Below are 12138 nucleotides of genomic sequence, written 5' to 3'. Positions count from 1 at the left end.
ATGGCAAAATTTAAAAGTTTATTTTTAATAGCAGCGCTCTTTATTAGCGTAATTCTTACTGGCTCTGTATCAGGAGTATTTTATGCTAAATATATGAATACCAAAAATGAAACCAAACAACAAACTCAATCTGTTCAGAGTAACGAAGTGCAAAGTACAGAAAAAGTAGGTGAGACTCCCGCAGATGATAAAACTATAACACCGCCCTTTCGTCCCTTGAAATGCCTGGTCACAAAGTAAAACCAGAAATAGAAAAAGAAGTGAAAGAGGCCTTTAAGATTGTTATTAAAGAATGTAAAACAGCGAATATCTTAGAGATTGATTTTTCTATGGAGAAGCATTTAAAAATGGCCGATAAGGCTCAAATAAGGTCCTTTGCAGTGTCATTCCAACAAAATGGATATGATGTAAACGTAGATGATATTGAAGTTTATGAATCTAAATCATCGGATGTGGTTCAATTTATTGTTAAGTCCACTAAAAAAGGCGAAGATAGCATCTTTTGGGTTGGTAACTATAACACACTGGCTCACCAAGTTAGTATCTCACACTACTATGGAGGGCATGTAGGAAAGACTTTTGGATAAGAAACAACAAAAAATCAATTGAGTCGATTCGGTTTGTATAGATTAGGAGAAATATATGTTATATGTTGTAGCAAGTGTCATTCTATTTTTTACTTTAATTGGTATTTATCAAAAAAAGTTTAAAGTTAAAGCATTAACAGTGCCGGTTACGCTTTATGTGCTGGCGATTGTCTTTAATCTTATTTTTAAAGTGAAATAATTAGAAGTTGAAAATGGAAAAAATAGATTAAGAAATAAATGGGAGAAATATGGAGAAGAGTGCTATTTTATCAACTGATAGAAAGTATAGATATGTTCTCACACGAATTTGGGATGAAACAAAACCAACAGTGGTATTTATTGGGTTAAATCCTTCGATAGCTGATGAGGAGAAGGATGATCAAACTATTCGAAAATGTATAGGTTACTCCAAAAGATGGGGAAATGGTAAATTGATCATGGTGAATCTCTTTGCTTTTAGAAGTACTGGCCCATCTTTGCTTAAAAGAGTGGAAGATCCAGTCGGCCCCGAAAATGACAGTTATATTCAAAAGTATGTTTCTGAATCTGATTTGGTAATTGCATGTTGGGGAAATCAAACGAAGTTGCTGAATAGAGACAAGAATCTGATGGGTATGGTTCCAAATCTTTTTTGCTTACAACGAAATAAAAATGGAACTCCTCATCATCCACTTTATTTATCTAATGATATTACTCCTGTTCCTTATAATTAAATAATATTGAAAAAATCTGCTAAGGATTTATTCCTAACAGTATTTTTTAGAACTTTTATTAACTAACCACCAACAATCTATAAAAGAATAAAGAAAAGTATTGCATACCCCCCAACAAATACTTGAAATTTGAGGAGCTATATACCAGTTTGTGTAAACCACAAGATGTGATTCTGATGAAAAATTTATAATCAAAAAAAGAACTCTCTATCTAGAGATTCTTTTTTTAAAATTTAAATCATATTTCCATACGGAAGAGATTTTATATATTCCTCCATAAAAATCCAATCAGGATTGTTATTGGCATCAACAGGCAACTTTATTTTAGTTTGTAATAATCTATCTCCAGTCCAACTTCGTCCAAAAGAATATCTAAATCTTTCTTTATCTAAAATTGTAACTAAAAATACACCAATATATTGATTGAGTTTGTCAAAAGTTCCAGTACTTATTTTTCCTTTCATACCTATAAAATCATATGGCTGATATGTTGCATAACCTGCACTACCTTGACCTAAATTTATAAAGACAACGGAATTACCTTTCGATAAATACCTACTATCATATTCCACAGTTGCTTTTACACCATTGTTCTCTTTTTTAGCTGCAATATATACTAAATCTGAACCTTCTTCTAACTGATCAGTAGTTTCCCCCTTAGCTGGTTGAACATCACCAAAAATTTCTTTAATAGTAAATGGTAACCAATTTGACGAGTTTAATTCTAATGTTTTTTTATTAGAGCTTTCAACGCTAAGGTTTGGCGAACCATATTTCACCTCAAAAGCAAACAATTCTTTTATATTTCGTTCAAAATCGCTATGAGATAGCTCTGAATAATCGGTTTCCATATAAGCTTCAGCTAACCATTCGTCCTCGAAACTAACTTCTTTTAGTACAGAAAGCCCCGTTTTCTCCACTCTGTTCACATATAAGTATTTCCACTCCTTATAAATGTCTTCCCATAGGCTCTTTCCGTCAACAAATCGTTCAACACGACCTAAGTTTTTTCGTTTTACAAAACCATCTATTTTTGAAATATCCAAAAAAAGTTTTCTTGTTTAGCGCTTTAGAATGTCTCACACCTAAATTAAATATCATACAACAAGCAGTTGCATTAGCTCCAGGGTGAAACATATCAACAGGTAAAGAAAAGACTGCATCTAATGTATGTTCAGACAACATTTTTTCTTTAAAAATGTTTATTTCCTTTTGTTTTTCCCCACCGATAGCGCACGAAGTAGGTAATAACACAAGTAGTTTCCCTGTTCCAACTATTTTTGCCACCTCATATACAAAGTGAAAACCTTTTGATGGGTCTGCATTTGTTTTAGAAGGCCAAGATTCTACATATTCCTTTTTACTTTGCTTCCTCTGAGCATTATAAGGAGGGTTCATTAAAACAACATCTATACTTGTATTTTCTTTAGATTGTGTTATATCGAATTGATTTAAATAATCAAAACAGCTACCTTGCAAAATATTAGAGTTCCCATCACTATGCAATAACATATTAGTTGTTGCTAAACCAAAAGCTATATCATCAAATTCTAAGCCATAAATATTATTCTTTTTAACATGATCTCTATCTTGTTCTGTATCACAATCGTCCATTGCATCAGTCATTGCTCGCACTAAAAAAGCACCACTTCCACAACAAGGGTCTAGAACTTTTGTATGTCGATTTATTCCTGCTATATCACACATAAATTTTACAATATGATCTGGGGTAAAAGCTTGATTTTTGTCAGATTTCCCAACATATTTGTTGAATGTTGTAAAAAATAAATTTAAAATATCTTGTCCCATCGTAGTTTTGTCGTTGATGTAAGGCAAAATATCTTTTTCTATGCGATGTAACAACTTCTGAAAAGATTTATTTTCAAGAGTTCTAATATCTTGAGAAGATAAAACATTAGTTTTTATGAGACCAATTTTCACTGCTTTATTGATATCTTTTTCAAGTAAATTTTCCAGAATCTCTTCAATGCCTGCAATAATAGTTTTAGTAGATAAGTTTTCAAATTGTAGACCATTTTTTAATGTCAAAAGGCAAGTGCCAACAAACTGACTTCTTAATTTTTCTTGAATTCCTAGATTATGCAAAATTTCATTAAGGTTATATGTACTTTTCATAACCTTTAACTTATCATTATTATGCCCTAAAAAAGTATCTTTATACTCTTCAAAAGACTTTAGCTTTCGCTCGTCAAAACATAGAGTTTCATCTGTAATTTCTAAAGACCTATCACCAAACCATACTTTAATTTCATCGTTAGAAGTATTAGCTAAGATGGCTACTATAAAGTTATTGGTAAGTTGCTTTTCATAGTCAACATATGCCTGTAACTGCTCATAGTCCTTTTGATTGAACTTTATTTTAGTCTCTATAAGAATAGATAAATCTTTGTTTTCAAATCGGATATCTAAATCCTTATATTTCCGCTTATAATTTTCTTTTTGATACTCAGCAATATCTTTTCCTATTTCTTTCAGTGCTTTTTGGTAGCTAAATTCCTCATTTTCAATATTTGAAACAAGGTAATCTTTTCCTATTTTTTCTATAATATCAATACGTTTCATCTTGCAATTTCCCTTTCATACACAACAGAAAAGACCTTCTCACAAAAATGTGAAAAAGTCTGTTTTAGGGCTTGACAAAAAATACGCTTGATTACATAATCAGCGTGAGCTGTGAGCTGTGAGCTGTGAGCTGTGAGCTGTGAGCTGTGAGCTGTGAGCTGTGAGCTGTGAGCTGTGAGCTGTGAGCTGTGAGCTGTGAGCTGTGAGCTGTGAGCTGTGAGCTGTGAGCTGTGAGCTGTGATTGCTTTCATACCAATCGTTCCTTTACTTTTTGATAGTTCTATTATATCAAAATTTCTAAATTTTGCATATTTGCTTTCCCTGACGGGTAATCATGTATAAACCACTTAGAAAATATGATTTATGGCTACACCTATACTAAATGAAGTACATTTTGAATTGGAGAAGTCTGTCCTTATTAAAAGACGATTTCCGCTTGGAAATCGTCTTTTTTTGATATTCTCGCAAATATGATATCTTGTAGTTGGTGTAAACTAGTAGATAGCTCCCTTATTTTATTTATCAAAACCTTGTAAGTTTTTTTGGCGCTCTTCAGTTTGACCCTTGGCATCCAATTTATTACCATTGTAAACAGTGCTTTCCCATGATCCGTACATTGGGTTAGGGAAAATGATGAATTTCTCACCAAACTCTTTTTGTAATTCCTCTAATTTTTGGTCGCGCTCAGTTTCAGAGGTCTTTGAAAACTCTGCAAAGTCCACAAGATTGTCTCCTAGTAGCATGACTAAGTTGGTTTTTTCTTGGACTGCTTGTCTACGACCTTCTTTAGATTTGACGCCTTTTTCTAAGAACATGAGATGATCGCGACTTTGTACAGGAATTCCTTCGTTTTCTAGGTTTTTGATCGTATCATCTACCTGATCTATCGTGCGGTCAGATACATAGTAAATTTGGACACCGTTTTGGTCTGCAAATTGGAGAAAGTCTTTAGCACCTGGTACAGCCTTGGCTGCTGCTTTTTTTACCCAGACATCCCAGTTTTCTGGGGTAAATGCTGTTCCGTCTTTGACATTTTGCGCTTGATAAGGACTATTGTCTAATACGGTTTCGTCCAAGTCCAAAACGATAGAGTAGGGTTTATCTGTCTGTGTTTTTAGTAGTTCTTTCAAACGATCAGTAGCGACATTGTAACCTTGTAGATAGAGTGCCTTGGTTTCAGCTGCTTTTTGATACCAAAGAGTTGACATAGTGTTCTCTCTTGAACGCAACTGATCATAGGTCATGGTAACCTGATTATCAGATGTACTACTTTGTGTTGTCTGTGAATTTGCCGAATTTGTGCCACAGCCAGTCAGTAAAATGACGGAAGTAAGTGTAGAAGCAATTGTAATGGTAACTTTGGATATTTTCATAATCCCATCCTCCTAATAATAGTCTATTAATATTGTAGCGTTTTCATGGGATTTGTGCAAGGAAATATCGAGAGAAAAGAAATTTTTCAGTAGTAATTTGGTATTAGGATAAAATTATGTACTTAATTTGGGAATGAAGATGGATATAAAAAAATTCAATCGGCTTGATAGAAAATCTATATCAACTCCTTTTTGAAAAATAGATGAAAATAAAGTGAATCTTTGAGAGGCTAGTAACATCAAGCTTTTCAGGGATTTTTTTCTTTATAGATATAAAAATTTCCAATCGAGTCGATAGTCAATATATATTGGGAAAAGGAAAAAAGGAATGGTAAGATAGTTTCAATCCAAATGGAAGGAGAAAGGTATGGCAAGTAAAAGAGATCTAGTCTTTAGAGCGATTCGAGGCGATGAAGTGGAAAGAGTTCCTGTGGGATTTTGGTTTCATTTTGTAACACTCGAAGAAAAGGGGCAGGGATTAAACAATCCACGTATCTTTCAAAAAAGTGTTGATGGGCATCGCAACTATGTGGAAAGGATTCATCCTGATTTTGTCAAAATTATGAGCGACGGTTTTTTCCTTTATCCAAGTAATGTCCATAGTCCTAAGATCGCAAGCATTCAGGAGTTGGCTTCTATTGAGTCGATTGGTGAGGAACACCCATGGATTCAGCAACAGGTGGAAGTGGTACAAGCGATTCGAGAGACCTTTACCGAAGAGATTGCTTCTTTCTACAATATCTTTTCACCGATCTCCTACCTCAAGCGCTGGTTCCGTACAGAAACTTCTCGAGGAGATAGGGAAGTGGCTGACCTATTGCTTGAAAATCCTGAGCAATTCAGAGCGATTTTAGATGTGATTGCAGGAGATATTGCTATCCTAACTCAGAAAATCATCCAGCAAGGCGGTGTTGACGGGATTTACCTCAGCACCCAGGAAATTCAAGATGAGCGCATCACACCAGCACTCTACCAAACTTACATCGAACCGAGCAATATAGCGATTTTGGAGGCAGCCAATCAGGTGGGTGGGACCAATATCCTCCATATCTGTGGTTTTGAAGGTGCGAGCAATGATGTGACGATATTTAAGGACTATCCAGCTCAAGTGGTCAACTGGGCGACTCATCATGAGGATGTTAGTTTGACACAGGGCCAGGAGTTGTTCCGAGGCAAGGCCGTTTTAGGTGGATTTGAAAATGGCAAGAAAAGTTTGCTTTATCAGGGTTCCAAGGCGGAATTGCAAGATGAAACAAGACGGTTGCTGGCTGAAGCGGGTAGTAAAGGCGTTCTTCTGGGAGCTGACTGTACTGTTCCAGATGACTTTGACTTAGAGAGGTTGGACTGGATTCGGCAGGCAGCTGTTCTCTAAAAGGAGGAGCTATGAAAAGTAAAAGATTGGGCATCTTTATTGCAGTTGTCGGTTTGCTGGCCTTGGTCGCCATAAGCGTCCTAAAAAATGGGCACTGCAAAAATGGAGAGAGATGTCGTGGAGTTCAGGATTTTTCCAAGTCCAGTCTCCCCTTTCTACGCTCGAATGATATCGCAAGCAGTTTATTAGTTGAAAAAGGAAGAAATGGAGAATAAGAATGTCAGAAAAAAGAGAATGGGTTTTAAAAGTATTTAGAGGTGAAAAGGTTGATCGTGTGCCAGTTGGTTTTTGGCATCATTTCACTTCAGAAGACGAATGGCTACACGGTTTCTCAAATCCAGCTATTATCGAGAAGAATATCGAGGGGCATAAGCGCTTTATCCGAGAAGTTCAGCCGGACTTTATCAAGTTAATGAGTGATGGCTACTTTGCTTATCCAAATCCAGCGATCGCCAAAGGAAAATCACTTCAAGAATTGGCGAGCATTCAACCACTCGGACCAGATCACGCTTGGATAAAAGAGCAGGTTGACTTGGTTAAGAAAATCAAGCAAGAATTTACAGAAGATATCGTTGCGATTTACAATATTTTTGCTCCTGTGACCTATCTTAAGTGGCTGCTTGGGGAAGTGTCTGGTGGCGATGACCTCATTGCAGATTTTCTGGTGGAAGATCCTGAAGCTCTGAAGAAAGTGTTGGATGTGATTGCAGAAGATATTGCGAGTCTCAGCCGAGCTGTCATCGAAGAGGCTGGTGCAGATGGAATCTACCTCAGCGTGCAAAGTATCCAAGATCAACGAGTGTCGGCAGCAAATTATCAAGCCGTCATTGCACCTAGCGAGATAACTATTCTAGAAGCGGTTAGTGCTGTTGGTGGTGTCACTGTCCTTCATATCTGTGGCTACGAGGGGGCGCGAAATGATATTCACCTTTTTGCAGACTATCCAGCCCAAGTCTTTAACTGGGCTGTAGGACCAGAGGGAATAACTCTCAAGGAAGGTCGTGAGATTTTCAAGGGACGTACGGTTCTTGGAGGATTCGAAAATGGTAAGACAGGCTTGCTGTATACTGGTAGCAAGGACGCCATTCAGGCTGAGGCAAAGAAACTAGTTGCAGAAGCTGGGGAACAGAGCTTGGTACTTGGGGCAGATTGTACCATTCCAAGTGATATCGCAGTTGAACGTATCCAGTGGGTGAGAGAAGCGCTTGAAAACTAAAGGAGAAAAAGATGAGTAAAAAAGCATGGATTATCGGTGGTGTAGCAGTTGTTGCAGTAATTGGGGTAACGATTATTGGGAGAAGTTTAGCTGGCGCTCCATCCAAGGAGGGAGAAACGGCTTCGTCTGCTGAAGTCATAACCTTGAAGGTTGCCCATACACAAAACTACGTACCTTATGACTTTGTCAATGAAAAAGGGGAATCAGATGGTTATGAAGTAGCTGTTTTGAAGGCTGTTGATGAGAAGTTGGCAAACTATCAATTTGAATATACGGGTACCAGTGATGACGACCTCTTGATTGGTCTGGAATCAGGCAAGTATGACATCGGAACCAAGGGAGCTTGGTACACAGATGAACGAGCTAAAAAGTTTGTCATTCCATCTGAACCAGTCGGAGCGAGCATCATCGGATTTACTGTCAGAAAAGAAGATGAACAGAAATACAAAACCATTGATGACTTTGCTAAGAATAAAGGGAAATTGGTTCCTATCTCTCCACAGAATGCTCAATGGAATGTTATCACCAGCTACAATGAAAAACATCAGGACGCACCGATTGAGCTAACAGCAGCAGAATCCTTTAAAGTAGCAGATGCCTATGCCTGGATCTTGGAAGGACGTTATGACGCCTTCTTTGATATCAAACTGTCCTTTGAAAAAGCAGTTACCGCAGAAGATGGCCCTTACCACCAATATGCGGATAAACTCAGCTGGTTCCCATACAAGGGCATTCCAACTTATCCCTTGATTCACCGTGATGAAAAGGGTGAGAAATTCGCTAAAGAATACGAAAAAGCAATCAAAGAGTTGAAAGAAGATGGCACGCTTGCTAAGCTATCTCAGCAATACTTTAAAGAAGATGTCTTTAGTTACGTAGACAAAGACTAGACCAGAAATTCCAAGACTAGAAAGGGTTTTGTATGGTTTCTTATGATTTTTCCAAGGTCTTTCAGTTTTTACCGACCTTATGGCAGGCACTTCCTATGACCTTGTCCATTCTCTTTTTTACCACTCTTCTTGGTTCCCTTTTTGGAGGTCTCTTGGCCTGGGCACAAGTAGGAGAAGACAAGAGTTTTGCAGCGATTTCCAAAGGCTATATCTTTACCCTTCGTTGTACACCGCCGATTGTCTTGCTTTTTCTAGTCTTTTATGGCTTGCCAGAATTTCTGAAATGGTGGCTTGGTTTGGATATCAACAACTGGTCTAAAACTATTTTTGTTCTCCTGACGATGATTCTCTTGTTTGCGGCTATTGTTGCCGAGGTTTTCAAGGCGGCCTATCAAGCTATTCCAAAGGGGCAGACAGAGGCCGGGCTTAGTATTGGTTTGACTCCAAGTCAGACTTTTTGGAGAATCATTTTTCCCCAAGCTTTTCAAGTTGCTCTTCCCAATATAACGACTGCTATTCTCAATCTCATGCGGGATGCTGCATTGGCTTATACGATTGGTTTCGTTGATGTTATGGGGGCAGGAAATCTCTTGATTAGTCGCAATTTAGGGAACTACTCTCTGGAAATCTACACGGCAGTTGCACTTCTTTACTGGGGGATTGCCTTAGTTATTTCTAGCTTGAGTCGTTTGCTTGAGAAGTCTTTGGAAACAAAAGGGAGGTAAGAAATGGATATAGACTATATTGTAAAGACCTTTCTGGAGACCTTGAAGGGTGTGCCAATCACCTTGATTATCATGATTGTGGCTATGGTCTTAAGCTTTTTACCGGCTCTATTTTTAGCCTTGGGGCAGATCCACAAGATTCGAGGGGTGAGGAGTTTTTCTCTGGTCTATCTGGCTTTTATCCGAGCGACTCCTCCGATTTTATTGATCCTCTTCTTTTATAGTTTGTTTCCAAGTTTGCTGAATCAATTTTTCAAAAGCATAGGAAGCGACTTTGATATTTTCAAGCTTGATCCTCTCTACTATGCCTTTATCATTTATAGTTTGATGACAGTCGGGAGTTTATCGGAGATTTTGCGATCAGCTATCTTGACGGTGGACAAGGGACAACTAGAGGCGGCGCATGCGATTGGGTTGACTACGACCCAGGCCTATTTAAGGATTGTTTTTCCTCAAGCTCTGCGCTCAGCCTTACCTAACCTGGCCAATCTGGTAATCAATATCGTCAAAGGGACTTCCCTGGTCTTTGTCATGACTATCAAGGATATTACTGCTATTGCTCGTGTAGAAGCGTCCTACGGTTACCAGTATTTTGAGTCTTATTTTGTGATCTTTTTGCAGTATATTTTGATCTGTGGTTTGATTCAGTGGAGCTTCTCCCTACTGGAGAAAGGCTATGTGAAAAAAGAAAAGAGAACAGAAGCATCTAGCGCGCGTTTTGTATAGGAGGACAGGATGTTACAAGTAGAACATATCGCAAAAACATTTGGTGAGAGGCAGGTACTAGAGGATGTCAATCTTCAGGTCAACCAAGGGGATGTCGTCGTTATTTTAGGACCATCAGGTTCGGGGAAAACGACCTTTCTCCGTTGTCTCAACCACTTAGAAAAAGCTGACAGTGGTCGTTTGACTTTGGCAGGAAAGACCTATGACTTAGCCAAATTAAGCAAGAAAGACATTCTAGAAATTCGCCAAAAAACAGCCTTTGTTTTCCAACACTACAATCTCTTTGCGAATAAAACTGCTCTGGAAAATATTCTAGAAGGCCTAATCGTGGCTCGTAAAGTTCCCAAGGAAGAAGCGGTCAAACGTGCAGAATCTGCCTTGGAAAAAGTTGGTTTACTGGCCTACAAAGACTACTACCCTTCCCAGCTTTCTGGTGGGCAACAACAACGAATAGGAATTGCGCGTGCTATTGCCGTCAAGCCCGAGGTGATTTTGTTGGATGAACCAACATCTGCACTGGACCCTGAGTTGGTTGGAGATGTTTTGGATGTTCTGAAACAGTTGGCGGGAGAAGGTGTGACCATGGTGGTCGTCACGCATGAGATGGGATTTGCTAGGGATGTCGCTAACCACGTTATTTTCATGGATGGAGGCCGTATCGTAGAGGAGAATAATCCGCATGATTTCTTTAGTCGTCCACAAGAAGAACGAACCAAGCAGTTCCTAGCTCGTATCTTATCAGATGCCACCTACAGTGTAGAATATATGATTTGATAGATAAGTGCATTATGAAAGAAACTTATGAAGCAAAGTTCCAATCTATAAACTATGGGAAAAGGTGTCAGCTTGAAATGACTTTCAGAAAAAGCTAGGTTTTAGACTTAGATTGGCTATTTGAGATGATTTGAGGTACTTTTCGTACACTCAAGTGGGCAATCTTATTTTAGATTTTTCATTTCTCAAAAAACTTAAGAAAAATTTAAGCTAGGAGGTGTATACTAAGTTCATAAGTTAAGAGAAACTTAACTTAAACTCCTAAAACTTTTTCATAATAATCTCCCTATAAAACTAAGTCGCCCAATTAGGCGGCTTAATTTTTGTCTTTACGGAGAGCTAATAACTTAGCAATAGAAGAAAATAGGGAAATATGGTATAATGAAACGATAGATTTTTGAATAGGAATAAGAACATGTTTGGATTTTTTAAGAAAGATAAAGCTGTAGAAGTCGAGGTTCCAACACAGGTTCCTGCTCATATTGGCATCATCATGGATGGGAATGGTCGTTGGGCTAAAAAACGGATGCAACCACGGGTTTTTGGTCATAAGGCGGGAATGGAAGCCCTCCAAAAGGTAACCAAGGCAGCTAACAAGATGGGAGTTAAGGTCATCACGGTTTATGCCTTTTCAACGGAAAATTGGACACGCCCAGATCAAGAGGTCAAGTTTATCATGAACTTGCCAGTCGAGTTTTATGACAACTACGTCCCGGAATTACATGCAAATAACGTTAAGATTCAGATGATTGGGGAGACAGATCGCCTACCTAAGCCGACCTTTGAAGCTTTGAAAAAAGCAGAGGAATTGACCAAGAACAATACAGGATTGATTCTCAATTTTGCGCTTAACTATGGTGGTCGTGCTGAAATTACGCAGGCTTTTAAGAGCTTGGCTCAGGAGGTTCTAGATGCCAAAATCAATCCTGGTGATATTACAGAAGATATGATAGGGGATTATCTTTTCACACAACGCCTGCCAAAGGATTTGCGAGATCCTGATTTGATTATCCGTACGAGTGGTGAGTTGCGTTTGAGTAATTTCTTGCCATGGCAAGCAGCCTATAGCGAGCTTTACTTTACGGATACCTTGTGGCCTGATTTTGATGAGACCTCTTTGCAGGAGGCTATTACGGCCTATAATCGTCGCAATCGCCGTTTTGGAGGAGTTTAGGAGAA

General features: G+C 38.4%; 15 protein-coding genes. 12 read left to right on the top strand and 3 right to left on the bottom strand.

The window, feature by feature from the left end:
* The 4 genes from SORDD05_RS06850 to SORDD05_RS06840 are packed head-to-tail and all read left to right on the top strand — an operon-like array spanning position 1 to position 1300.
* Positions 1–240, top strand: a complete 240-nt coding sequence (locus tag SORDD05_RS06850; RefSeq protein ID WP_061418314.1) for a hypothetical protein — start codon at positions 1–3, stop codon at positions 238–240.
* Entirely contained in the window at positions 222–587 is a 366-nt protein-coding gene (locus SORDD05_RS06845) for a hypothetical protein (protein ID WP_061418311.1), read from the top strand. Before SORDD05_RS06850 ends, SORDD05_RS06845 begins: the two co-directional genes overlap by 19 nt.
* Before the next feature lie 55 nt (positions 588–642).
* Positions 643–786 carry a hypothetical protein gene (locus SORDD05_RS10060; RefSeq protein ID WP_155718853.1) on the top strand — a complete coding sequence of 48 codons (144 nt, stop codon included), beginning with the start codon at positions 643–645 and terminating at the stop codon, positions 784–786.
* A gap of 49 nt (positions 787–835) precedes the next feature.
* Positions 836–1300: a DUF1643 domain-containing protein gene (locus SORDD05_RS06840; protein ID WP_061418309.1), complete on the top strand. Its 465-nt coding sequence runs from the start codon at positions 836–838 to the stop codon at positions 1298–1300.
* Positions 1301–1533: 233 nt separating this feature from the next.
* Here the strand turns inward: SORDD05_RS06840 and SORDD05_RS10265 are convergent, their stop codons facing one another.
* The 3 genes from SORDD05_RS10265 to SORDD05_RS06825 form a co-directional block, all read right to left on the bottom strand.
* Complete coding sequence (locus SORDD05_RS10265) at positions 1534–2346, bottom strand: restriction endonuclease subunit S (protein ID WP_231077325.1); 813 nt, start codon at positions 2344–2346, stop codon at positions 1534–1536.
* Entirely contained in the window at positions 2291–3883 is a 1593-nt protein-coding gene (locus tag SORDD05_RS06835) for an HsdM family class I SAM-dependent methyltransferase (RefSeq protein ID WP_231077324.1), read from the bottom strand. The genes SORDD05_RS10265 and SORDD05_RS06835 overlap by 56 nt, the downstream gene beginning before the upstream one ends.
* Positions 3884–4398: 515 nt before the next feature.
* On the bottom strand, positions 4399–5256 hold the full coding sequence (locus tag SORDD05_RS06825) for a 5'-nucleotidase, lipoprotein e(P4) family (protein ID WP_000703387.1): 858 nt from the start codon (positions 5254–5256) through the stop codon (positions 4399–4401).
* 367 nt (positions 5257–5623) lie between these two features.
* On the opposite strand from SORDD05_RS06825, the gene SORDD05_RS06820 reads away from it, so the two are divergent.
* From SORDD05_RS06820 to SORDD05_RS06785, 8 genes are all read left to right on the top strand, one after another.
* Positions 5624–6628, top strand: a complete 1005-nt coding sequence (locus SORDD05_RS06820) for a uroporphyrinogen decarboxylase family protein (RefSeq protein WP_061418303.1) — start codon at positions 5624–5626, stop codon at positions 6626–6628.
* Between the two features lie 11 nt (positions 6629–6639).
* Complete coding sequence (locus SORDD05_RS06815) at positions 6640–6843, top strand: hypothetical protein (protein WP_061418300.1); 204 nt, start codon at positions 6640–6642, stop codon at positions 6841–6843.
* Between the two features lie 2 nt (positions 6844–6845).
* Positions 6846–7844, top strand: a complete 999-nt coding sequence (locus SORDD05_RS06810) for a uroporphyrinogen decarboxylase family protein (protein ID WP_061418297.1) — start codon at positions 6846–6848, stop codon at positions 7842–7844.
* An 11-nt stretch (positions 7845–7855) separates the two neighbouring features.
* Entirely contained in the window at positions 7856–8734 is an 879-nt protein-coding gene (locus tag SORDD05_RS06805; RefSeq protein ID WP_061418294.1) for a transporter substrate-binding domain-containing protein, read from the top strand.
* 32 nt (positions 8735–8766) lie between these two features.
* The gene (locus SORDD05_RS06800; RefSeq protein WP_061418292.1) at positions 8767–9459 is read left to right on the top strand and encodes an amino acid ABC transporter permease; all 693 of its coding nucleotides are present in this window, start codon (positions 8767–8769) and stop codon (positions 9457–9459) included.
* A 3-nt stretch (positions 9460–9462) separates the two neighbouring features.
* The gene (locus SORDD05_RS06795; protein ID WP_061418289.1) at positions 9463–10185 is read left to right on the top strand and encodes an amino acid ABC transporter permease; all 723 of its coding nucleotides are present in this window, start codon (positions 9463–9465) and stop codon (positions 10183–10185) included.
* Positions 10186–10194: 9 nt separating this feature from the next.
* A complete protein-coding gene (locus SORDD05_RS06790; protein ID WP_061418285.1) occupies positions 10195–10959 on the top strand; it encodes an amino acid ABC transporter ATP-binding protein in 765 nt (254 codons plus the stop codon).
* Positions 10960–11374: 415 nt separating this feature from the next.
* Positions 11375–12133 (top strand): isoprenyl transferase, encoded by a 759-nt coding sequence (locus SORDD05_RS06785; RefSeq protein WP_038804618.1) that lies wholly within the window; start codon positions 11375–11377, stop codon positions 12131–12133.
* Positions 12134–12138: the final 5 nt, after the last annotated feature.

Source organism: Streptococcus oralis (assembly GCF_001578705.1).
In the GTDB taxonomy this organism is placed as follows: Bacteria; Bacillota; Bacilli; order Lactobacillales; family Streptococcaceae; genus Streptococcus; species Streptococcus oralis_J.
Note: the sequence above shows the minus strand (reverse complement) of the source record. Positions and strands in the feature narration are given on the sequence as shown.